The organism is Shewanella sp. Isolate13, from assembly GCF_022398325.1.
In the GTDB taxonomy this organism is placed as follows: Bacteria; Pseudomonadota; Gammaproteobacteria; order Enterobacterales; family Shewanellaceae; genus Shewanella.
In genome coordinates, this window is record NZ_JAKEVD010000048.1 from 1 (window position 1) to 22813 (window position 22813).

Annotated in this window: 20 protein-coding genes; 10 read left to right on the plus strand and 10 right to left on the minus strand. The window is 44.9% G+C overall.

Annotated elements, in window-relative coordinates:
* Window positions 1-81: 81 nt before the first annotated feature.
* The 4 genes from L1D44_RS19875 (at window position 82) to L1D44_RS19890 (ending at window position 5307) form a co-directional block, all read left to right on the plus strand.
* Window positions 82-567 carry a VOC family protein gene (locus tag L1D44_RS19875; protein WP_239893024.1) on the plus strand — a complete coding sequence of 162 codons (486 nt, stop codon included), beginning with the start codon at window positions 82-84 and terminating at the stop codon, window positions 565-567.
* Between the two features lie 621 nt (window positions 568-1188).
* On the plus strand, window positions 1189-2124 hold the full coding sequence (locus tag L1D44_RS19880; RefSeq protein WP_239893003.1) for a universal stress protein: 936 nt from the start codon (window positions 1189-1191) through the stop codon (window positions 2122-2124).
* Window positions 2125-2575: 451 nt separating this feature from the next.
* Window positions 2576-3655 (plus strand): rod shape-determining protein RodA, encoded by a 1080-nt coding sequence (rodA, locus tag L1D44_RS19885; protein WP_239893004.1) that lies wholly within the window; start codon window positions 2576-2578, stop codon window positions 3653-3655.
* Between the two features lie 443 nt (window positions 3656-4098).
* Window positions 4099-5307, plus strand: a complete 1209-nt coding sequence (locus L1D44_RS19890) for a NupC/NupG family nucleoside CNT transporter (RefSeq protein WP_239893005.1) — start codon at window positions 4099-4101, stop codon at window positions 5305-5307.
* A gap of 102 nt (window positions 5308-5409) precedes the next feature.
* Here the strand turns inward: L1D44_RS19890 and L1D44_RS19895 are convergent, their stop codons facing one another.
* From L1D44_RS19895 to L1D44_RS19930, 8 genes are all read right to left on the minus strand, one after another.
* On the minus strand, window positions 5410-5853 hold the full coding sequence (locus L1D44_RS19895; protein ID WP_239893006.1) for a DUF2059 domain-containing protein: 444 nt from the start codon (window positions 5851-5853) through the stop codon (window positions 5410-5412).
* Between the two features lie 275 nt (window positions 5854-6128).
* Entirely contained in the window at window positions 6129-6419 is a 291-nt protein-coding gene (locus L1D44_RS19900; RefSeq protein WP_239893007.1) for a Rho-binding antiterminator, read from the minus strand.
* A 258-nt stretch (window positions 6420-6677) separates the two neighbouring features.
* Entirely contained in the window at window positions 6678-7841 is a 1164-nt protein-coding gene (locus L1D44_RS19905) for a hypothetical protein (RefSeq protein ID WP_239893008.1), read from the minus strand.
* A 250-nt stretch (window positions 7842-8091) separates the two neighbouring features.
* Window positions 8092-9453 carry a leucyl aminopeptidase family protein gene (locus tag L1D44_RS19910; protein WP_239893009.1) on the minus strand — a complete coding sequence of 454 codons (1362 nt, stop codon included), beginning with the start codon at window positions 9451-9453 and terminating at the stop codon, window positions 8092-8094.
* Window positions 9454-9625: 172 nt separating this feature from the next.
* Complete coding sequence (locus tag L1D44_RS19915; protein ID WP_220770840.1) at window positions 9626-10045, minus strand: hypothetical protein; 420 nt, start codon at window positions 10043-10045, stop codon at window positions 9626-9628.
* Window positions 10046-10147: 102 nt separating this feature from the next.
* The gene (locus L1D44_RS19920) at window positions 10148-10912 is read right to left on the minus strand and encodes a ribonuclease H family protein (RefSeq protein WP_239893010.1); all 765 of its coding nucleotides are present in this window, start codon (window positions 10910-10912) and stop codon (window positions 10148-10150) included.
* Between the two features lie 72 nt (window positions 10913-10984).
* On the minus strand, window positions 10985-11551 hold the full coding sequence (locus L1D44_RS19925) for a DUF1415 domain-containing protein (RefSeq protein WP_202721576.1): 567 nt from the start codon (window positions 11549-11551) through the stop codon (window positions 10985-10987).
* Window positions 11552-11571: 20 nt separating this feature from the next.
* Window positions 11572-12165, minus strand: coding sequence for a LysE family translocator (locus L1D44_RS19930; protein WP_239893025.1), 594 nt, complete (start codon window positions 12163-12165; stop codon window positions 11572-11574).
* Window positions 12166-12654: 489 nt separating this feature from the next.
* Here L1D44_RS19930 and L1D44_RS19935 point away from each other — a divergent pair, with 489 nt between their 5' ends.
* The 3 genes from L1D44_RS19935 (at window position 12655) to L1D44_RS19945 (ending at window position 16832) form a co-directional block, all read left to right on the plus strand.
* The gene (locus L1D44_RS19935) at window positions 12655-15573 is read left to right on the plus strand and encodes a collagenase (RefSeq protein WP_239893011.1); all 2919 of its coding nucleotides are present in this window, start codon (window positions 12655-12657) and stop codon (window positions 15571-15573) included.
* A gap of 180 nt (window positions 15574-15753) precedes the next feature.
* A complete protein-coding gene (locus L1D44_RS19940; protein ID WP_239893012.1) occupies window positions 15754-16326 on the plus strand; it encodes a DUF4136 domain-containing protein in 573 nt (190 codons plus the stop codon).
* 86 nt (window positions 16327-16412) lie between these two features.
* Complete coding sequence (locus tag L1D44_RS19945; RefSeq protein WP_239893013.1) at window positions 16413-16832, plus strand: hypothetical protein; 420 nt, start codon at window positions 16413-16415, stop codon at window positions 16830-16832.
* Between the two features lie 166 nt (window positions 16833-16998).
* Here the strand turns inward: L1D44_RS19945 and L1D44_RS19950 are convergent, their stop codons facing one another.
* Complete coding sequence (locus tag L1D44_RS19950) at window positions 16999-17817, minus strand: DUF2797 domain-containing protein (RefSeq protein WP_239893014.1); 819 nt, start codon at window positions 17815-17817, stop codon at window positions 16999-17001.
* Window positions 17818-18257: 440 nt separating this feature from the next.
* Between L1D44_RS19950 and L1D44_RS19955 the strand changes: the two genes are divergently transcribed.
* Window positions 18258-19478: a hypothetical protein gene (locus L1D44_RS19955; RefSeq protein WP_239893015.1), complete on the plus strand. Its 1221-nt coding sequence runs from the start codon at window positions 18258-18260 to the stop codon at window positions 19476-19478.
* A gap of 488 nt (window positions 19479-19966) precedes the next feature.
* On the opposite strand, the gene L1D44_RS19960 is transcribed toward L1D44_RS19955, so the two are convergent.
* Entirely contained in the window at window positions 19967-20674 is a 708-nt protein-coding gene (locus tag L1D44_RS19960; RefSeq protein ID WP_239893016.1) for a hypothetical protein, read from the minus strand.
* 116 nt (window positions 20675-20790) lie between these two features.
* On the opposite strand from L1D44_RS19960, the gene L1D44_RS19965 reads away from it, so the two are divergent.
* Together L1D44_RS19965 and L1D44_RS19970 are read left to right on the plus strand one after the other, a co-directional pair.
* Window positions 20791-21693, plus strand: a complete 903-nt coding sequence (locus L1D44_RS19965) for a LysR family transcriptional regulator (protein WP_239893017.1) — start codon at window positions 20791-20793, stop codon at window positions 21691-21693.
* Between the two features lie 251 nt (window positions 21694-21944).
* Window positions 21945-22685: a GGDEF domain-containing protein gene (locus L1D44_RS19970; protein WP_239893018.1), complete on the plus strand. Its 741-nt coding sequence runs from the start codon at window positions 21945-21947 to the stop codon at window positions 22683-22685.
* Window positions 22686-22813: the final 128 nt, after the last annotated feature.

Sequence of the window (22813 nt, forward strand, 5' to 3'; positions counted from 1 at the left end):
ATTTTAGGTTTTGATGTTCTAGGCCTATACTTTCTTCATCGAAATGAGCAACGAACAAAACATTCAAGTCTGGAGCAAATTATGAAGATGAGTCATGTAGGTATCATGGTTGGTGATATGGATAAAGCAGTCGAGTTTTATACTAATGCTTTAGGTCTTAAAGTGGTGATGGGTAACACGCCTGTTGTTGAAGAACGTGAAACCGCGATTGGTAGAATGTGTATTGCTGTGTTCGGAGAAGGCTTTAAAGGTTTCAATATTGCACACTTAGTGACAACTGACGGCATTGGTGTTGAGCTATTTGAGATGGTTGATCGTCAAGAGCGCCATGAAGTGGATTTTTCTCGTATCGGTATTTTCCATTTCTCGCTGCAAACTGATGACTTTGAAGGCGCGATTAAGCGTACTGAAGAGTTTGGTGGAAAAGTGCGCATGGATGTTATGAGATACCACCCGGAAGATGAAAGCAAGCAAGCTAAAATGGTTTATTTAGAAGACCCATTTGGCAACTTGTTTGAACTTTACTCGCACACTTACGAAGAAACATACGCGTCAGACTACGAGTAATTGATTTTGTAGCGATCAACTCGCAACGAACAATCAGTAATGAAAAAGGGTTAGTAGCAGTGCTAATCCTTTTTTTGTATTGAATAAATGTCAAATTACGGGTGCGCTCACGGTGCTAGGTGCTAGGTGCTAGGTGCTAGGTGCTAGGTGCTAGGTGCTAGGTGCTAGGTGCTAGGTGCTAGGTGCTAGGTGCTAGTTACCTCTGTGTTTGATCTAAGGGCTTATAGGGTTTCGAAAGGGCAGAAGATTGAGTCATCTATCATTACTAATATAAGGACTTATATCAGTATTGATATTAGCACTATAAATGCTAAAGCAGCTCTTAAGGCAAAAAAGTGGCTAATTGGCATAATGGCGGTTTTAGCTTGTGCATAAAGTAGCTAGGCAAACAGTGAAACTCTAACTAATCGCTGACTAAACTCATTTAAACGAGTAGAGCTCATTTAGTCTTTCGTTTTTCCCACTCAGATTGGCAAATTTCCCTGTGTAGAACAATACTTGAAAGGATCTGTTGCGTTTAGCAGTGTTTTTCGTCGCTTGGAATAAAGAAAGCGAGATATTTTAAACTCAATTAAAAACTTAACGCCAGCCCTCAAGGTGCTCCATATCACGGAGGTAGAGATGAAAAGCTTCAAGAATATATTATTTGTTAGTCAGGGATTGCCTAGTGACAGTGACTCCATAGGGCAAGCGCTACGACTGTCTCAGGCCAACAATGCACAGGTGAAAGGCTTGATTGTTTGTCCCGCACTTTCGCCTAAGCTCAATGAATACCAAGACACCTATGAAAATGCGCTGCGGCAAACAGTCAATCAACAAATAGATAAAAGCAGGCAGGAAAATCATATTGCAGAGGCGGATGTTCCTCTGCCTCTGCAAGTCCTCAGTGGTGAAAAACCTGCGGTAAACATCATCAAAAACATCTTAAGCCATAAGCATGATCTGTTGATTAAAGATGCCGAACCTTTAGATGGATCCGATGAAGGGTTCAAGGCTATCGATATGACATTATTACGTAAATGTCCATGCCCCGTTTGGCTTAATCGCCTAGTTCATCAACCCTTGGACAAACGCCAAGTAGCAGTTGCGATTGACCCTATAAGTACCAGCCTTGAAGAAAATGCACTCTCAATTCGAATGCTGCAGTTAGCCCGTGATATTGCCAATAAGTGTGACTATCGTCTGCATGTATTATCTTGTTGGGAGTATCAACTCGAAAATTATTTGAGAAACAGCCTCTGGATTAAAATTGACCAAGATGAACTGAATGCTGAACTCGATTCCTCAAGAGTCAGTCATCGCAAAGCATTAGATAGGCTTATCGAACAATCTGGCATTGGTGGTGACATTATCATTCACCATCTGCAAGGCGCTGCAGATGTGCAAATCCCTGAGTTCGTCAACGAAAAAGAGATCGACATCTTGGTGATGGGCACCTTAGCGAGGACGGGGATCCCCGGCTTCGTTATCGGCAATACCGCAGAGAATATATTGCAATCGATTAAGTGCTCATTAGTGGCGTTAAAGCCCGAAGGCTTTGAGTCTCCGATAAGTTAGCCTTGAGTGCATCTGCTATAGCCGCAGTTAAAATTATGACCATTCAAAAATAACAGATGTTTGGACAATTACCGGATGCCATCGCATCCGGTACGATTAATACCTGCTCTAAAAATCGTCATCTATCCTCAATGGGATCGAGATGAGCCTCGTGCTTTTCTTATGGCGCGATAACCGCCTAGCGCCAGCATATTATTCCACGAATACTCAAAACCGCCGCGACTTTGCAGGCTAAAATTGCCTCTGGTTAGATTATATAGATCACGAAACAGCAGATTACACTGCAGAGCAGTAAAATAAGGATGAAAATTAACTTAAACAAGCAGATTTTAATAATAAAAAAACCGTTTATACTCCTCGAATTATTATCACAGTTTGCTTGTCTTTCGGCTTGTATCCCAGCTTGCTTCTCTGCTTGATATCTTATGTTTTATGTTGAATGAAGACAGATATGTTCAAATACACACCTCGAGTTGACTTCCCTTTATTACTGGCTATTTCGTTGTTGATCCTGCTTGGCTCACTTACGGTCTGGAGCGCGAGCGGTTTCAGTGAGTCGATATTAGAGCGACACCTTGTCCGAGCCTTCATTGCGATCGGCGCCATCCTAGTTATGTCAGTCATCTCACCGCTAAGTTATAAACGAGCCACCCCTTATCTATATGCTTCGGCGGTCATACTACTGCTCGGCGTTATTTTTGCTGGTGATAGCACCAACGGCTCTCAACGTTGGTTGGTTATTGGTCCGATTCGATTTCAGCCCTCAGAGTTAGTCAAAGTGGCAATTCCTTTGATGGTGGCGTGGATTTTAGTTGCTGAAGGTGGACGTCCTGATATTAAAAAAATCATCGTCTGTCTACTTGTCACCTCGATTCCAGCTGGACTGATATTTATTCAGCCCGATCTCGATGGGGCGATATTCACCGTTATTTACGCGCTATTTGTTTTATATTTTGCAGGGATGAGCTGGAAAATTATCGGTTCATTTCTCGGTGGGGTAGCAATCACTGTCCCTGTGTTGTGGTTTTTTGTCATGGAAGCCTATCAAAAAAAGCGTGTGACTCAATTTTTGGATCCTGAATCGGATCCCCTAGGTGCGGGTTACCAGATAATCCAATCATTGATTGCAATTGGTTCTGGTGGGATGCATGGCAAAGGTTGGACGAATGCGACTCAGGGGCAGCTTGGATTTATTCCGGAAAGTCACACAGACTTTATTTTCTCAACCTATGCTGAGCAGTGGGGCTTTATTGGATGCTTACTCTTAGTCGGACTCTATCTGTTTATTACCGGGCGAGTCATCTGGCTTGCTTACCAATGTCATTCCTCATTCAATCGTTTAGTCAGCGCTGCTTTTGCGCTCAGTTTCTTTCTATACGCCTTTATTAATATGGGGATGGTGAGTGGTTTACTGCCAGTCATGGGGAGCCCATTACCCTTCTTTAGTTATGGTGGCACAGCCATGATCACCCAAGGAATTTGTTTCGGTATCATAATGTCTCTTTGCCTACAAAAATCATATAAACCTTAGCGGCATAACACCTTTTTCGAGACCGGATTTAACTGAGGTTTGTTGCTTACTTACGTGATCAAGATCTCATCTTGTTGTTATGGCGATCGCTTGGGCAGCACATTCTGTAATTAAATTAGATTAACTGCTTTTAATCTTTGTCTCGGTTCGTATAATTTCGTTCCGGCTAGAACGTCTCGTTCACTGCCACCTTATACAAGCCGTTACAAGGATAAGTGATTAACCCACGGAGTTGGACTGGCAAAACTTTTGTAAGTTTTTAGGTGCTTCATTCTTGTATCAATGGCCGGACACTCAAATCGCTCGACGCTAAATGGTGAGGTTATCCCTAACCTGTTAGTCGACGTCAAATGTCGCTTTCATTAAAGCATTCCCCATATTCTATACAATTGCGACCGCCTGCAACTTAACTCTTTATATTTAATAAAAAATTGAGATAAATTATGCAGATGTTGATCAGTTTAGTCGGAATTTCCTTTCTTGTACTCTGTGGTTGGATTTTCTCTGAAAATCGCCATGCCATTAAGTGGCGCACTGTGCTGGGCGCCTTTGCCTTGCAAGCCGCTTTAGCCGCCTTAGTGTTGTATGTGCCTATGGGGCAAAACATTCTTGGCTCGGTGAGTCAGGGGGTTGCTTCTGTATTAAGTTTTGCCGATGAGGGGATTCACTTCCTGTTTGGCGATCTTGCTACCAACAGCTTTGTGTTCGCTATTCGCGTTCTACCATTAGTTATCTTTATCAGCGCGCTGATCTCTATGTTGTATTATTTCGGCATTATGCAGTGGGTGATAAAGATCATTGGCGGTGGCTTGCAGAAACTACTCGGCATAAGCCGTGCAGAATCACTGGTGACCACAGGTAATATCTTTTTAAGCCAAGGTGAATCACCACTGCTAGTGAAGCCATTTCTACCTAAGATGACTCGCTCCGAGCTATTTGCGGTGATGACGGGTGGCATGGCATCAGTTGCGGGCAGTGTATTAGGCGGTTATGCAGGGCTTGGGGTTGAGCTTAAATATCTGATTGCTGCGAGCTTTATGGCGGCGCCGGGCAGCTTGATGATGGCGAAATTGTTAGTGCCAGAAACAGGGAATATTGAGCATCAACAAGAAGTGGATATGAGCAAGAGTGAACACGGTAATGTGATTGACGCTCTCGCCTCTGGTGCGATGAACGGCATGCGTGTGGCGGTGGCCATCGGTACCATGTTGCTAGCCTTTATTAGTGTGATCGCCATGTTTAATGCGGGCCTTGAGCAAGTGGGTAACTGGTTTAATTTTGAAGGTGTGACCATGCAAAGCTTGCTGGGCTATCTCTTCTCACCAGTGGCATTTCTGATTGGTGTACCTGTCAATGAGATGATGCAGGCGGGTAGCTTTATCGGCCAGAAGCTGATTTTGAATGAGTTTGTCGCCTTTATGGACTTCACCGAAGTTAAACAGCAACTCTCGATGCACTCTCAAGTGATCATTACCTTTGCTCTATGCGGCTTTGCTAACATCGGCTCGATTGCCATTCAGCTTGGTAGTATTGGTGTGATGGCGCCAGAGCGCCGCAGCGAAGTGGCAAACCTCGGCCTTAAAGCGGTACTTGCGGCAACCCTTGCTAACTTAATGAGTGCTGCGTTGGCTGGTATTTTCATTAGTTTGTAGTTCAACTATCGTTGTTATTTCCTTTGGGAAGTTCAAACATAAAAAAGAGCAGCTAAGCTGCTCTTTTTTATGTTTAAATATCTTTAAATCGAGTCAGCGTGACTAGTGTTTTTGCATCTGGTACTTGCTTATCACATCTTGGGCAACGGCTTGCCCCCATTGCTGACCTGCCATCATTGACTCTTGCATGATAAGTGGCTGAACCTTAATGAGCTTCCTACCCGCAGGCGTGTCATAGAAGCTATTCAGTGCTTGTACTTCCTCTTCACTCAGGTATTTCTGATAGATAGGCACTGTCATTTCGACTAGATCTTCAGGGTTAAATCCTGCCATGTAGTCGCTCCAAAATGTTTCTGGTGCATCTGGGATAAGGTTTTTAAGGGCTGGGAGCATCTGATTCATGGCTTGAATACCGAGCTCTCCTGCACCGGTTTTATCCATTAGTTGTTTAACGCTTTCTGCGGAAGCGGGCTCTGCAAAGGTCGTCGCTGAAAACGTTGCTGAAAATGTAATCAGTGCCAGAAGGGGGAGAGTTGAGAGTTTCATATTGAGCATCCTGCTATTAATGGAGTCTAATGTTTAGTGATTCGAATGTGTCATTCGAGTCAGCCGCTTTAACTGAAAGTGAGCTAATAAGCTAATTAAATGCTGACTAAAGTTTGGCTAAGGTTTTACTAAGTTATTAGATTGATGACTGTTTAATTTATGCTGACAGCATAGAGCACTGCGCTTATGAGTGAAAGCGAATTATTAATTCCTATGACGTTAGTCCGGTAATCGCACTTTAAAGAGGAGAGAGTTCAAAGTTAGAGAGTTCAAGGTTAATTAAATTCCACAGACTGGAAATGTGGGTTATTGATACAGACGTGAAGACTTGCTATCTCATCAAGGATAACGAGTCGAGTTACGGCCAGGCTATGATTGGCCTCTATATCTACGCCATTATTTGGACTGTCTTGGTAAGCGAGCTTGATGCACTCCCGTTTGTTAGCGTCACGAGCAGTGTCTAGAGCGATACCGCTAATGGTTGCACCGCTTTTAAGCTTGAGTGTTACCGGGTAACGATACAAACAGGCGATTTCGATATAATCGTATTGATTGCAACTGATCATCTTTTTTCCTCCATTTTTAGTTAACGTTAACTAAAGCTAGATGGCTCGACTCTAGAGTAGCACAGTTGATAAAGCCTCTGTGTCGACTAGGGCGCGAAAGCGGAAACGGAAGTAGGTTGCCAGTGAGTATGAAGATGGCGTTAGCTAAATATGCTCTACAGACTGATATTGAAACTCACGCGAGGCTAAAGCAGGAATGAGACTAATGCCCGCCTTGCGTGAGGGCTACTCACAAAGCAAGTAGCCTAGCAGTCAGAACTAGAAGTAGTAGTTTAGACTGATGTTGAATAGAGAATGGAACTCATCGTTTTGGTTTTCGATACCAAGACCTTCTTGACCGCCAATCCATACTGCATTCTTACCGTAGATGTGGTCTACGAAGATGAAGAAGTCAGATACCGCAATGCTCATACCTGTTGTGTTGATAACAGAGTCATTTAGGTTAGCGTTAACATCGGTATTTGGTGTCAAGTGGCTGTAGTCGTTATACAGAGTCACTGTACCCCAGTCATAACCGATAGTCTTGGCGATGTTAGCGGCAAAGATTTGACCTTTAGCAGCAACTTCATAAGCGCCGCCGCCCATCTTCATCGCGTACAGGCCATCTTTATTCGCCTGATACTGGTCGTAGTCATAGTCAACCATCTGTAACTGTAGCTGGTAACCGCTGTACTGAGCATCTAAGTGCACAGCATAAGCTGTCGATGTACCATGGTCATCGTGAACGGTATCGTATAACTGGCCGTATTCTAGCGACGCACCCACTTGAACCGTTAGTTTGTCATAGTCAAAAACGTATGACTGACGAATGTTGAACGTGTTGGTTTCTTCGTTGTTGTAGGTATTCTTGTCTGTACAGTTTCCTTCAGCGTCTGTCGCTACACAAATGTCGCCTGTAAAACCATCTGCGCCGTAACCACGGGTATCAGATGATGAGTATTCACTGTTCTTGAAGAAGGCAACTTCAGAGGTCCAGTTACCAGTGCTATAGATAGCCTTAGCACCTAGATCGAAGTCATCTTCAAAGCCCATGTAGTAGTTGATACTTTCCCACCAGTTGTGAGAGATGAAGCTCTTATTACCGAATGGCTTGCTAACAACACCACCCTGGAACTGCCAATCTTCAACACCATTGTACGCAGCATAAGCGTACTTGATGAAATGGTTGCTTGAAGAGTTCTTGAAAACGTACTTAGCACTTGCTGTCCAGTTTTCACTGATCTGACTATCGATATCAAGTTCTAATGCGTCAAATGCGAATGTACCGCCATTTGATTTAGACGATTCGTTAGCATCATCAATGAAATATTTAACTTTAACTGCACCACCTAAATCAACAGAAGGTTTGAATTCATCTGCCATAACAACCGTAGGCGCGCCAAGTAACGCACCAATTAATATAGATAATTTTAGCTTTTTCACTTTTTATTCTCGTTTGTATAATCCGACATTGGATTAAGGACACGAATAATATCTACAATTGAATATTAGATTGTGACGGAATACGCAATCACGGCGGCGACAGTGCTTCGATTGATTAATATTGTGAGCTAGGTGAGATTTTTAAGGGGAACTTTTTAGCTTTGTTAATGCCGTATCGTGAACTAAAACTAAGGTGCGACAGTGTCTGAGATGTAAGGCCCGACATGCGGGCCTTTATTAGGTATATTTATTAGGCTTTAAAGCGGTTCTGCAGGTAATCGAATACTGCACGAATGCCGAAGGCTTCGCCGCCAACTGGACGTCCCGGTAATTTGCGCACATTGTACGCCATGACATCGAAATGGCTCCAGCTGATATCTTTATCGACAAACTCCTCTAAATAAAGTGCCGCCGTAATCGCACCGCCAAAAGGTGTGGTAGCGCAGTTAGCAATATCGGCGATATCACTACCTGTCAGTGCCATATAGGGCTTGTGTAGTGGCATACGCCATACAGGATCGTCGACCTTAAGACCCGATGCGGTAAAGCCTGCAGCCACCTCATCATCATTGCTGAAGAAACCTGGTAGCTCAGTACCTAGGGCGATACGCATCGCACCTGTGAGTGTGGCAAAGTCGATGACCAGCTCTGGTTTGTCGTTGTTGGCTTCGGCCAGTGCGTCACACAAAACCAAGCGTCCCTCGGCGTCAGTGTTGTCGATCTCAACGGTAATCCCTTTGCGTGTGGTGATCACGTCGCCGGGTCTAAAGGCGTTAGCCGATACGGCGTTTTCAACGGCAGGCACCAGTACACGCAGTCTCACCGGCAGCTTGTGAGCCATGATTAGCTGGGCTAGACCGATAACGTGAGCCGCGCCGCCCATATCTTTCTTCATCAAGCGCATGCCAGAGCCAGGCTTAAGATCAAGGCCGCCAGAGTCGAAACAGACACCTTTACCGACTAAGGTCAGTTTTGGGGCTGACTCATCACCCCAAGTGAGATCGATTAGACGTGGCAGGTTTTCACTGGCGCGGCCAACCATATGTATGGTGGGGTAATTTTGCTCGAGCAACTCATCGCCAACAATTTGGGTGACGCTTGCACCAAACTCCTGTGACATGGCGATCATGATGTCACCTAAATGTTGCGGCATCATATCGGCAGCAGGGGTGTTAACCAGATCGCGCACCAGTGATACCGAGCGAATGAATTTATTTGCCTCGTCCGCCTGAGCCTGAGTAGGCACCACTAGAACGGGTAAGGCGTTATCATTCTTCTTATAACGGTCGAATTGGTAAGCGCCTAAGCCCCAGCTAAATGCCGCCGTTCTAATGAGCTGCTCATTGCCATTAAGTTGATATTGTCCTGCTGGCAACTGATTGACCAGATCACCACAAAGCCAGTAGGAGTCGTCACTGTCGCTGACAAAAATAACTTGCTCGAGTTCGCCTTCTGGGCCTGGAATTAAGCTTGCGCCTTTGCTTTTAAATTGGGTATTACTGAGCCAGTTTTGAATGCGCGGCGCTTGCTGATCGCGCCAAGCGGCAAATGTGTCGCTGTTAAAAATAGATAAAGGGATGCCTGAAGCACCAGAAATAATAAGGTTGCTCATGTAAGGACTCTTTTTTGTTATTAAAAGATGAGGATTGCTTAGGGGTTAGAGTATCAGGCAATAGGTTTAGGATAAAGGTAACTGCGGAAATTGAGCTGGTTGGCGCGGGACTTGAGTTTGACTCTACTCGCCCCTCGCTAAGGAGCGCATTTAAGATAAAGCTGAGGCTGGGTTATTTTATTTGCTCAGAACTGGCCTGTAACCTTGCTTCACTGGCAACGCGTCTGATATTGGCTTTACGCTCAGACATATTATTAAACGAGCTAGGTAGCACGTCGACGCCGACAAGCTTGCCGAGCTTCACTACCAGCGGAATTGTGATCGGCGCAAAGGGTAAAACGGCAAACATGCCGAGGCCTAGGCCTTTTAATAGATCGGCAAATTGCTTATTCGCTTCAATCAGTTCCTCTTTCGATGCTTGTCTGCAGGTATAGCGCTTATAGGCGACTAACATATCTTTAGTCTCCTGCTTCTCTTGAGACAGTGCATCTTTTAACACTAACATATCGCGCTTTAGCCGCAGCCAAAAACGGCGTCTTCCGATACGGATAACGCGAATAGGGGCTTTATGTAGGTGGACGTAAATTTTCATGGCGGCGATTGTGGCACAGCTGACACGTTATACCAAACTCCAAAAGAGAATAATGGTTAATAAACGTGTCGCTGAGCGGTTTTTGCACAAAGTGCTGAGGGGTTAACCGGCACGTAGGCTAAGAATATCAGCCAATACTATGGGCTCTGGGTAGCGACAAAATGCGCCGTCTTTTTGGTCGATAGCATAAATTGACATACGGTCGGCCAACTCGTTGCCCTCAATGCCAACGTGAGCTGCTACGTGCTGAATCGCCAATTTGTCTTTCAAGGCATCATAGAGTTCATGGGACTGCTGAATGATATCTAAGTTTTTGATATCTCCAGCAACTTGGCGCTTCCAGCCTTTGGCTTTCCAGCCGTAAGCCCAATTAGTGATACAGTTTATCGAGTACTGGGAGTCACTTAAAATCTGCACCGTCAGCCCTTGCTTGAGCGCCTTGTCGGCAATCAGTAGCGCCTGATGCAGGGCATTTAGCTCGGCTGAATTGTTAGTGCCGTTGGCGTTATAAAGGCCGTAATACAGCTCGGCAAGCTGGGCATTACGATAAACCGCGACGCCTGAGCCCGCTTCACCTGGGTTGGGTTCACAGCCACCGTCGGTAAAAATAGATAGATCGCAGCGGTTAAGATCGATATCGACACTGGCTTTGGCGGCTGTTTTGGCTTTCGCGGCACCTGCCGTTGGCTTTTTAGTGCCACTGCTATAACTGGGCGCCTTAGCAAAGGCTGTCTTAGCTTCAGCCTCTGTGGGGAAGGACTTATATTTGGCCTGTGGAAATTTATCGACCTGTTTTTTCGTGTAATCCCAGCTAGTAAAAATGCCGGTTTCACGTCCAGCCCAGACCACGTAATATTTTTTAGCCATGAAGCTTATGTCCTAAATCTAAATTAATCATTGTTTGGCTGCCACAGGCTCGGGGTCGCCACTAAATTGGGGTTATTGACCTTTTTTACAGTGCGCAAGTAGTTTTACAAAGAACTCGCTGCCTTTACGTTCGGCAAAGGCGATGTTGCGCTCAGGGATCGTTTCCGGCTCATCATAAGTCGATAGGGCTAACTCCATACTGGCCTCGCGAATAATGTGCAAGGTCGGGTAAGGAGAGCGATTGGTATAGTTCGCTGCCGAGTCTTGTGGCTCATCCTCAAAGCAGTAGTCTGGATGAAAACTCGCGAGCTGGTATTCACCTTCATAGCCTTGTTCAATCAATAGTTCGTTGGCGATATCGACTAAGTCTAAATAGAGATAGAAGCCTTCGAAACCACGAGGCATGATAAACAGAGTCGTTTCAATATCTGGATTTTCATCGAGATAAACACACTCATCAATCAGTGCCTGCAACACATCTTGCATGCGTGATTCATCGATGACGGCATACCTGATGCTGGCGCGTTCAACTTCACGGCGGGCAAAAGGGCAGATGTTATATTTCATAATCACCTGCTTTACCCAGTTTTCGGTTTCTGTTGCGTACGCTTGTAATTCTGGATCCATTAACTGAGTCATGGGCTACCGTCTTTGAAGGATTATGGCGCGATCATAGGTAGGATCGATAGCACAAGCAAGAGTGCCATGGTGACATTGAAGATTTTCTGCTGTTTTGGCTTCTTTAATATCCGCTTTAAGGCGACTCCAAACCCTAGCCAGATAAAGGCACTGGGGACTGCAACCGCAAAAAAGACGAGAGAGATAGTCATAACTTGAGGGGTCAACGCTTGGCTCATGGTTGTGAAGGTGGCGACAGCGCCAATTCCCATCACCCAGGCTTTTGGATTAACCCATTGAAAAGCGGCGGCTTGTATAAAAGAGAGTGGATTAGCCGTTTCTTTGCCATTCATCTTGGTGCTGCTGTTGGCGATAAGCCAAGCCAGATACAGTAAGTAGGCGATCCCGACATACTTAATAATTACATGTAATAGTGGATAGGCTTGAAACACAGTGCTTAGGCCTAATCCTATGGCTAACACCATGGCTGGGAACCCGATACAGATCCCACTGAGATGGGGAATGCTGCGTTTTACGCCAAAGTTTACCCCGGAAGACATCAACATGATGTTATTTGGGCCGGGGGTGATCCCCGATGAGAATGCAAATAATGCGATGGTAAAAATGAGTTCCATAGCCCATAAGTCGATATGAAAACAGGCGCTCATTCTAGCGCGATAAAGCAAATGGGGTAAAACCAATATTTTGATGGATGAGTAAACTCATTCTCAATAAATCTACTTAAGATCTAACTCATAACTTTTAGTTATAAATGGTGAATGCCTAATTACTTCTGCATAGGTATTCACTTTGATTGCAGTCTTAATCTGCTCTTTCAGAATCTCTGCTCCTAACCCTCAGTATTTAAAGTAGATCCGTCATTTCTTTGACTCTTGAATGTTAATTCAAATATGCAGTTTTAAGTTGATACGCCAATCTGGTGTTGAGTGATTTTTAAGCTTGATTGTGAATATTGTATAAATTATAACTTAATGAGAGTTAACAAGTCGTTAACATTTAGCGCTGTAAAAACTATATGCGGCAGCGTTGGTACAAGCCATCCATATCTCACTTTCCTGCATTAGGTGATTTAAGGACATAGTCGCAAACAATTGGAGTCAAACATGTCAACAGAATCATCTAAGCCACAAACTCAACGAGGTAAGTTTAAAGTTCATGCTTTAGCGCTTGCCTGTTCGGCAGTCCTCTTTCCTGGCGCCGTATTGGCGACCTCTGAGGCGGCACCAACGGCCAAAGAATCATCTAAAGCGGCTCATGGTAAAGAGTTGAAGAGCCGCTTTGAAAAAGGCGCCAATATTCCTGGGCAGCAGAAAGGGACAGAAAAAAATCAACGCCAGCATCCTACCAAGGGGAAGGCTGAAAAAAAGATTGAAGGGCCGACGGGCGCATCCGGTCCCGCCGCTGAGGCCGAAGAAAACGTGTGTAGCAGTGAGTTAGCTAGCCTAAGCGGTGAAGCCTTGTTTGATGCCGTTAGACAAGCTGAGATCTCATGTATTTCTGAGTTGTACTCTAGAAATGATGCCGTTTCGGTTGCCGCCTATCAGACAGAGAATGTGGTTGCGGTTGCTAATCGAGCAGCGGCCATCGCAGCAACTTATGATAGCAGCACAGGTTACGAAATGCGTAACTTGTTCTACTTCCTGCGCGGCGCATTTTACATTGAGTTTTACAATGATGATTTAACTTATAGCGATACCCAAGCCGCGGATGCCGTTTATGGTGCGTTAGTTGAGTATTCGAAGAACCCTAAGCTATTTGAGATCACTCATTCTGCAGGTGATACCCTGATGGAGTTCTTCACATCATGGGCGAGCGCCGATCATATTCTTGAAAGCGTGCCAGTGATCACCGATTACCTACAGATGTTTAATGCAGATTTCTTAGCGAGTAATCGCCACCGCGCCGCGATGACTAGCGCGCTAACCACACTGTATTACGGTAGTTGGGCTGAAGATTACAACAGCAAAGCCATGGAGCATGGTGAGCTGATCGATGCGCTACTGAACATAGCCACTGCTGATTATATTATTAACTCTGACTATCAATATGAGTCCACCGATGCCTTCCATGAGTTTGGTCGCTTCTACGAGTATCAAGCATACTGGGATCTACCGCAAAGCTTGAAAACACGCCTCAATGACGGCGTTGAGCTCTATATGAGCAAATTTGAGCGCATGACTGCTGAGTGGGCTGACGGTGCTGGCTACCTAGATTATTACAACCCAGGTGAGTGTGAGCAGTTCGGCATTTGTGGTTGGGAAGAGGAGCTTGAGCAAACGGCGCTACCAATCAACTATAGCTGTAGCGATACCATTTACATTCGCGCCCAACAGTTAACTAATGACGAGCTCCAGGCGTCTTGTGATCTGATGGGCGGTGAAGAGATACTGTTCCATGATGTGCTTGCAACGGGTTATCAACCAGTAGCCGATGATTTGAATGAAAGCCTTGAAGTGAACATCTTCGACAGCTACGACGATTATGCTCAGTACGCTAGCGTGATTTTCGGGATTAATACCAATAATGGCGGCATGTACCTTGAAGGCACGCCTTCCCAAGAGGGCAATCAGGCACGCTTTATCGCCCATGAAGCCACTTGGACCGATGAGATCTTGGTATGGAACTTAAAGCATGAGTATGTGCATTACCTCGATGGTCGTTTTAACCTTTATGGTGCGTTTAATTATTTCGATATCGATACCGGAAAGTCGGTATGGTGGACAGAAGGTCTAGCCGAATATATCTCGAAGCAAAACCGTAATGACGGTGCTATCGATATGGGACGCTCACAAGCTTATAGCTTAAGTGAAATTCTCTCTAATACCTATGACAGTGGTTCAGATCGAGTCTATAGCTGGGGTTATTTAGCGGTTCGCTTCCTGTTTGAGAAGCACAGAAGTGATGTCGATGCGTTATTAGTGCTGGCTCGCGGTGGCGATGCTGATGGCTGGTTAGCCTATATCGATAATACCATTGGCCAAAACTATAACAGTGAGTGGAACACTTGGCTGGCGACAGTGACCAGTAACGATGACTCGATTGCTAGCGGTATTTTACCCCCCGTTGATTCTGACGGTGACGGCGTGGCAGATAACCAAGACGCATTCCCGAATGATCCAACTGAGACTCGCGATACAGACGGTGATGGAGTCGGTGATAACGCCGATGCGTTCCCAACCGATGCAAATGAAACGGTTGATACCGATGGCGATGGTGTGGGTGACAATGGCGATGTGTTCCCAACGGATCCAACTGAATGGGCCGATAGCGATGGTGACGGCATTGGCGATAATGCCGACACCGATGGGCCAGTTGAACCCACTGAGCATTGCGGTGCGGCAACGATTACCGACGGTAAGTTAACACTCGAGAAGACTGAGTGTGTTGCAGGCAGCGATATCAACTACTTCTATACCTACATCGAAGAGGATAATACCCCACTTTATATCACTACATCTGGTGGTGAAGGTGATGTGGATCTGTTCTTCAATCAAGATATTTGGGCTAAGCCATCTGATTTTGATGCTAGATCTGAAACCAATGGCAATGAAGAGTCGCTAAACGTGATTGCTAACCGTGGTTGGGTTTATGTGAGTCTATTAGCATACCAAGATTACCAGGGAGTCAGTCTTAAGGTCAGCTTAACTGACGCTGGCGATAGCGGCACAACTCCTGTCGCAGTAGCCGATGCGTGTGCGACACAATCCCCTTATAGCTATGGTGGTGTCGAGTTTGGTGAAGCTATCTGTATTGCAGACGGTCACTCAAGCTATTACTTCTATGTACCAGCGGGTACGCAAGAGGTTAGTGTAGCCAGTGGTCATGGTAGTGGCGATGTGAACCTTTATGGCAACACCCAGACATGGGCCGGACCAGATTCATTTGAGGTGAAATCCGAGAATCAAGGCAATGTCGAGAGCCTAACTATTAGCGGGCCTGCGGAAGGTTGGTATTACATCAGTGCCGATGGTGCACCATCGAGTGAAGGTGCAAGCTTAGTGGTTAATATTAAAAGCCAGTAAACAACTCGCTAATTGACAAAGAAGCCGATTCAGATGAATCGGCTTCTTTTTTAACTGTTACAAATAATCAACAATATGAGGGCAATACGGCCCTAAAGGCTCGACAGCAGCTTATGAGTCAGGTTAGGTTAATGTTTAAAGTGTTACGCTGCAATTAGATAACAAGAGGTGGGGAAGCCTATGATTAAGAAATGTATCTCAATGTTAGTAGTGGGGTTATCACTACTGGTTGGTTGCAGCTCAGCTGAACATGCAGAGGCTGAAATGGCCGCAACGCGTACGACTATGGTGACGACAGGCGATCTTGAACTGCTCGGCCACGCCACAAAGGCCTTTGCTTGGCACCCTGATATGTTTGCGGTTCACGCTAGTGATGAAGTGGATAGCCAAGCGGTGATCAAACATATGAAAGCCGCCATTGCTCAGGCGATGCAGGCAAAGGGCTACCATTTAGCCAGCGCTCATGAGTCACCAAGTGTACTGGTGGGCTTTGGTGTGGCGCTTGAGTCAGAGATGAGTGATAAAGAGATCTTGAAGAGGGCGGGCTTAGTCGCAGGCTTATCGACCGAAGGCGTAGATAAAGAATATGAAAAGGGCTCTGTATTAGTGGCGTTGTTTTCTCCCTATAGCCCCATGCCTGTGTGGCGGGTGCTTGCGCAGGGCTTTACCGATCTGAATAATAGTCCAGAGCTGAGAGAACAACGCTTCGAGCGCTTGTTATCCGCTATGCTCAAGCCGGTTCCTGCTATTTAATGTTAAAGTAAACTGGAATAGGCGGATATTTCTGAATATTGCCACCGATACGTATTGGTACCATTCTAGGTTCATAAGGATAGTAAATGATTTTACGACTAGTTAATGTCGCAGCATTGGTTCTTATCATCTTGGGTTCGTCAGCGGTACAGGCAAGTGATTGGATTCAGATCAGTGAAAAAACGGTTAACTACAAAACGGAAACCGACACTGTTACGCCTAAAAAAGCTGAAAAACAGGTTAGCCATATAAAGCTTAAATGCGTTCAAGGCACAGTTAATATGCATAAAATCATATTGATTATGGCAGATGGTAATAGGAAAGAGGTCGACAACTTAGGCGTATTGACTAAAGGCTTATCAAGCCGCAGCATTAGTGTCCCCGATGGCGATTTAAAATCCATTGAGTTGACCTACGATAGTGTCGGCAGTCAGACATTAGGATTGGTTGGTGCGACTAAGAAAGGGAAGTTAAAGATAATGGGAAAAACCAGCAACGACGGTTAAACCGTATGATTTTATCGTCCCTACTTTTGATATAGAAAGAGAAAGGCCCTGCAATTATTTATCACTAATTGCAGGGCCTTTTAGCTAACACTATGTGTTAAAAAATCACGGGGTTAACAATTGTGTCCCGGCTGAGCTTAAAGCTAGCCTTTATCTTAAAAAAGGACTAATAACTTACGCTCACTTCGTAAGAGCCAAATTTGCGCACATTTATCACTCCGGTATCGAAGATCAGGTACTGGCCCTTTATGCCTTTTAAAATACCCGAGACCTCTGGGTTTTTATCGAAATTGTGTGAGCTTATCTTGGTTGGAAACTCACTCACGGGATAGTTGATGGTTTGAATCGGCTCATCGAGTTGTGACACGGCAAACTCGCCGTGTTCGGCGGTGATCTCTTGAAGACGTTCAGCTATCTGCGGAATAAGTGTTTCAGCCTGCAGCTTGAGATCCAGCTCATCGGCGTTGCCTTTTAGCATTGTGCGCCAGTTAGTCTTGTCGGCAATCATCTTGGCCAGTGCGGTTTCAACTAGGCCCGAAAGTAGGCGGGTCTCAACCTTAAAGATTGGCAGGCCTTGGGTTGCCCCCTGATCTATCCAACGAGTCGGTAGCTGTGTATGGCGTGTTATGCCCACTTTAACCCCAGAGGTATTCGACAGGTAGACATAATGTGGCACGAAGCAGTTGGCCTCTCCCCAAGAGGGCTCACGGCAGGTTCCTGCTGCATAGTGGCAAGTCTCTGGCTTCATGATACACATGTCGCAGCTCGCCAGTTTCTGCATACACACGTAGCAGTGACCCTGGGAGTAGCTCTTCTTGGTTTTCTTGCCGCAACTACAACAGAAGATTTTTCCCGTATGAGTTAGCGTAAGTTGGTGGCCAATCAATGGATTCAGATCCAAGAGCTCTTCGCCTACGGGCAGCTGATATTGCACGACTTGGTTTTCATCCAAGTGGCTGCGCATTTTTCTTAACGTTCCAAGCATGACATTTCATTTGTTATCGGTGTTTGCGCTAGTCTAACAGATTGTTAAACCAGCTTTGGAATGGTTTTTTCGATTGCTGCCGATGGAATTTTTGATTTTAAGTCTTCGCTTTAAAAATTCTCAATGTTGGAACTTGGCAAGCTTAAAACTAAATAACCATTAGTTTTAAGCGAGTAGTCAGCCGCTAGTAACGGATCCCGTAGGTACTTGACTCAGTGAATCGATGAATGACTAGCGTCTCGCATCACATTGTATAGCGAGAGTAACACTGTGTAATGCACAAGCTGTTCAGCTTGAACATCTTTCTTGCTCTTCTCAATTAAAAATTCATGTTTTACAACTGTTTAAATCTTGGCTTGGGAGTTGCAATAACTGGGCTATGATGTCCTTTAGTTAGTATGGGATAGGGGCATTAATTATCACTACAAGGAGATAATCTAATGAACTTAAAATGTTATAACTCTGCTAGATTATATTGCCATAGCAGGCTCAATGACTTAGTTAAGAGTCGCTTTATCAAACAGTTAGCATTACTATTGGTTATCAGTGCCGTTATTAGCCTTCAGGTTACGCGAGCAGATGCTGGTGCTCCTTCTGCAGGAGGGGTTCAACCGCAAGACTTTAGTGGCAATCCAACTTGTTCCGAGTTTTTTGGAAACGAGGATTTAAGAGAGCTAAAAGTTGAGCCTGTCTATGATGGCACATATGGGGACGATATGTTGTCGGTTACACTCAATGTACAGCAAGGTGCTAAGACATTTTCCTGGGATCAGGGAGACAGCTCGGTGATCATGCTGGGAGTATTTGTTAAAGGTGGCCCAGGGGGCAACCTCTATAACTACGATGGCTCGTTTATCACCTCCGATGCAGGCTTACATTCACCGGAAAAGTCCAGTAATAAATACTATGGTTTGAGTCATGTTTCGTTCTGCTACATACCAGGGAAGCCAGAGTTGAAAGTAACCCTCACCTGTGATGGGGGCGAGCTTGTACCGGGCGGTGATGCAATTAAATACGAATATTCGCTCAAGGTGGAAAACACAGGTACGTTGCCACTATTTGATATAGAAGCAGAAAATGTGACTGCAGGCGATGTATTCAATGCCGCGACTTTAGCTGTAGGTGAGTCAATAACATTTGATGATGATTTTCTCACGACGATCAATGGGATTAGTGGTACTGCCGAGGCTAAGGCTGCTGTCGAGGGCGGCGGTACAGTTGTCGCCAACGATACAAGCGAGTTTGATTGCCCTGTTGAGACATTCCCTGGCAAGCTGAAGGTGACAAAAGACTGTTCAACTGTCGTTGTGCAAAATGGTTATGGTGATTACGGTCTTCAAGTTAATTATGGAGGAGACGTGTGTAATGACTCGGCCGTGCTTATCAAGGACATCATCGTTGAAGAAACCCACGATAATATGACTGAAATTATTCATACGGTTGATTTTCTTGCTCCAGGCGACTGTGAAGATTTCTCGGGTAGCTATGTACCTCTGCCTGGGCTCGATGAGCTTCCTGAAGGTGGGGTTTCAGGCAGTGAGGTGAGAGCTTTTGTCGATACCGTTAAAGCAAGTGGCGAAACATTCTTTAAAGAATATGTTGAGTCGATGGAAGCCGATGCGAGCTGTAAGCTCTGCCCTGACTGTCCAGAGTGTCCATAAACGCTTCATAGATGAATCGTAAAAGGAAAGCCACCTTTGATGCTTATCGGTAAAACGATAAGCATCAATTTTAAGCAAAGCTTTATGGGTTTAAAAATTAATGATGGGGTTATAAATCATCATTATCTCTTAAAATCTAACGGCGCACTTATATCCAGAAGCGAGTTAGCTAACACTGAATACATTGAACAAGTATCACTTTTTAAAAAGCGCTAATTTCACCACGAAGCGCTGCGCTTTCATAAAGAACACTAAGGTAAAGATATTAGAGTCAAACGGCTTGAGCTGTTGCTTTTCTTCGTGGCTTCTGTGGTGAGCCGCTTTTGTTCATTTCCAATTAAGCCAAAGCTCGACTCAAGCCTAAGCTAGACCAGCGATAGTCTGAGTTCGTTAGTTTATCTCACGTTGGCTAAATCAAATACAACCAGAGCCAATCATACAAGTTGGCTTTGGCTATTGATTGCATCACATCTCATTTTATCCAAGTGTTACTTATGTTCAACATACAAAGAAGTGTTATGTTCGAATAACGGCTGCTGGTTTGAGTTCTCTGCAATACGCCAGGCATAGTTGACCCGCTGGTTACCGTCGAAGAAGTTCATATCCAGAGTCAAACCACCACTATGGTATTTAACCGCTGCGGCGACACTACCAAACCAGGTGTTATCTGTGGTGCAGCTAGATTTAACTGTAGTGTCTGGAAATACCTCTAAACGACATCTTCGTTTTCCATCGGGATGGTTCCAGATGGTGTAGATGTTTACCCAGCCAATACTTGGTTGCATTTCCAGTACGCTTACATCGTCACTGTGTGTTACGTAGTAACGTACGCTTGGATAGGGAACCAGCCTAGACTGGTCATCTGCTTTACCCGTAACAACGTGATGCATGTCAATCGTATCAGTTTGCTTATGGATCTCATGGGTTGAGATATTCACATTAGCCATAAGTGGTACGTCAGGGATAGGTGTTATTGGTGTATCTTCCTCATGAGGAGGGACATCACCGCCACAACTATCGGTACATGGATCCTCAATGGGTAAACCGTCATCTGGCACAATTGGGGGCTTTTCTGGAATAGGAGCGCTACGATCCGGCAGGTTGGTTATTGGTGGATTATCACTTTTGCTGTCGCTACCACAGGCTGAGACACCCAATGACAGGAAGAGTACTAAGGATATGTGATTAAGTTTCATAGAGAAAACCTTTTTGCTCAATAAAGTAATTGCACTAATTTACAGCGAGCTTTAGATAAACTAAATTGGTTGAAATATATCTTTTAGATAAACGTTGTTTATCTTGGAGGGTGGTAATGACATTTGAAAAGTTTGATCTCAATCTCCTCAAAGTATTTTCTAAGGTGATGGAGACTGGCAGCTATCTAAAGGCGAGTGAAGCGTTAGAGATCTCTCCGCCTGCGGTAAGTATTGCTATGAAGCGACTGCAAACATCACTAGATAAAGAACTCTTTGTTAGAGGTGGGGGACAGATCCAGCCAACAGCAGCGGCAAAAGCGTTCTATCGAAATACACGTTTAGAATTTTTATCTATAGAAAAGGTGATTAGATCCTACGGAGAGTTTGAGCCTCATTCATCTAAGGTTCACTTTACCTTGAGTAGTCCTGAGGAATATAACTCTACATTACTTTCGGCTTTCGCAAACGAGAAAAATAGCGGGTTAACTTATAGTTTAAAACAGCAAGCTAGTACAGATGAAGAAGCTATTACTAGCTTACGGACGCGAGCGACGGATCTCGTGATTGACAGTGTGATGTTAGCCGACAGTAGTATTGAGAGCTCGCTGCTTTTTGAAGATCGAATAGTCTTGATTGCTGCCAAAGCGAATCACACCATCGGTGAATCATTAACTCTTGAGCAGTACCAAAAATTGCCACAATCTGTGCTAAATATTCGGCGAAATGGTCAATTGGCTCTGGAGATGTTTCGTGATGATAGCACTGAGATCCATAGAAACATTAGCCATGAGGCCAGTTCTTTGATGGCAAATATGCTGATCGTCAGTCAAACCATGCTGTTCGGCCATGTGCCACTTAGGTTGGCCTTACGTTATCAAGAACAGCTCGCATTAAAAATCATCGAACCGCCGATCAAGTTAAAACCAGTGCCGATTATCATGCAGTGGCATAAATCAAACTCGATAGACCCTAGTCATATGTGGTTGCGAAATAGAATTAAACAGATACTGCTGGCGTAAATTGACATGCTGCTAAAGCGTGCTAGATAACAGGAAGTAATTATTAATACCACAGTGGCATGAGTTGGGGTATTATCCTGCAGCTTCCCGAGCCCCCCCTATCTATTTACCGCAATATCACCAAGTTACAGTGCTTTTTTTGAGGGGCCTTAAGGGGAAGATGTTTTAAAATGGCCAGCAATCCTTTTGGCACTCTTTTATTCGGTTATTGCTGACTGTTGTCGCAAGTAAGACGTTTTTTAGTACGAAGCATGAGAGAAACTATTCAAACCCTTGGACGACTGAATACGGTCATCCTCATTACAGCAATATCGGTTTTTGCTTCTGTGTTCATCACATTTATGGCGTTTTACCTTAGGCAAAATGGCGGCATAACCCATATTGCTATCTTTTTAGCAAGCTTCATCCCATTGACCGTATCGCCTTTGGTTTCATGGCACCTGATGGGACTGCTGATGAAAATCGATAAGCTAGAAAAGGAGATGAGGAAGTTAGCATCGCTCGATCCATTGACTGAGCTCTTTAATCGACGGGCATTTTTTAATGATGCCAACTTATCTATTCGTCGCGCCGAGCAGGAGCGAAGAGTGGTATCTGTGATTGCGTTAGATCTGGATAGGTTTAAGGTGATTAACGATAGGTATGGGCACAGTGCGGGAGACTTAGTGCTCAGACATTTCGCGGCATCGATTAAAGCCAACTGTCGAGCAACGGACCTAATTGGTCGTTTAGGTGGTGAGGAGTTTGCTTTGTTGCTGCCAAATACATCGGCAGCGGCGGCCTATGCTCTCGCCCAGAGACTGCACCTGACACTAAGGCAGTCTGTCATTGCGCATGAACATTCAAAAATCGGCTATACCGTTAGTGTTGGGGTTGTATCACTGGTTCCTCGAGAAACGGACACTATTGAGACCTTGCTCAATAAAGCCGATCGCTCACTCTATCTTGCAAAAGAAACGGGGCGAAACTGCACCGTGGTCTTTGATGGTTAAAGTGGCTAAGCTTTTATAGTCGTTGAATAAAAGTGCCTATTGAGTTTGGCAACTTTGGCATTCTCTCACTTGAGTCGGCTTAGGACTGTTAACGCTAGCCGGACGTTATACTCAGTCTGGCTAGCATT

Coding starts and splice junctions, on each gene's coding strand:
- L1D44_RS19875 (WP_239893024.1), top strand. CDS start 82: ATGAAGATGAGTCATGTAGGTATCATGGTTGGTGATATGGATAAAGCA.
- L1D44_RS19880 (WP_239893003.1), top strand. CDS start 1,189: ATGAAAAGCTTCAAGAATATATTATTTGTTAGTCAGGGATTGCCTAGT.
- rodA (WP_239893004.1), top strand. CDS start 2,576: ATGTTCAAATACACACCTCGAGTTGACTTCCCTTTATTACTGGCTATT.
- L1D44_RS19890 (WP_239893005.1), top strand. CDS start 4,099: ATGCAGATGTTGATCAGTTTAGTCGGAATTTCCTTTCTTGTACTCTGT.
- L1D44_RS19895 (WP_239893006.1), bottom strand. CDS start 5,853: ATGAAACTCTCAACTCTCCCCCTTCTGGCACTGATTACATTTTCAGCA.
- L1D44_RS19900 (WP_239893007.1), bottom strand. CDS start 6,419: ATGATCAGTTGCAATCAATACGATTATATCGAAATCGCCTGTTTGTAT.
- L1D44_RS19910 (WP_239893009.1), bottom strand. CDS start 9,453: ATGAGCAACCTTATTATTTCTGGTGCTTCAGGCATCCCTTTATCTATT.
- L1D44_RS19915 (WP_220770840.1), bottom strand. CDS start 10,045: ATGAAAATTTACGTCCACCTACATAAAGCCCCTATTCGCGTTATCCGT.
- L1D44_RS19920 (WP_239893010.1), bottom strand. CDS start 10,912: ATGGCTAAAAAATATTACGTGGTCTGGGCTGGACGTGAAACCGGCATT.
- L1D44_RS19925 (WP_202721576.1), bottom strand. CDS start 11,551: ATGACTCAGTTAATGGATCCAGAATTACAAGCGTACGCAACAGAAACC.
- L1D44_RS19930 (WP_239893025.1), bottom strand. CDS start 12,165: ATGGAACTCATTTTTACCATCGCATTATTTGCATTCTCATCGGGGATC.
- L1D44_RS19935 (WP_239893011.1), top strand. CDS start 12,655: ATGTCAACAGAATCATCTAAGCCACAAACTCAACGAGGTAAGTTTAAA.
- L1D44_RS19940 (WP_239893012.1), top strand. CDS start 15,754: ATGATTAAGAAATGTATCTCAATGTTAGTAGTGGGGTTATCACTACTG.
- L1D44_RS19945 (WP_239893013.1), top strand. CDS start 16,413: ATGATTTTACGACTAGTTAATGTCGCAGCATTGGTTCTTATCATCTTG.
- L1D44_RS19950 (WP_239893014.1), bottom strand. CDS start 17,817: ATGCTTGGAACGTTAAGAAAAATGCGCAGCCACTTGGATGAAAACCAA.
- L1D44_RS19955 (WP_239893015.1), top strand. CDS start 18,258: ATGAACTTAAAATGTTATAACTCTGCTAGATTATATTGCCATAGCAGG.
- L1D44_RS19960 (WP_239893016.1), bottom strand. CDS start 20,674: ATGAAACTTAATCACATATCCTTAGTACTCTTCCTGTCATTGGGTGTC.
- L1D44_RS19965 (WP_239893017.1), top strand. CDS start 20,791: ATGACATTTGAAAAGTTTGATCTCAATCTCCTCAAAGTATTTTCTAAG.
- L1D44_RS19970 (WP_239893018.1), top strand. CDS start 21,945: ATGAGAGAAACTATTCAAACCCTTGGACGACTGAATACGGTCATCCTC.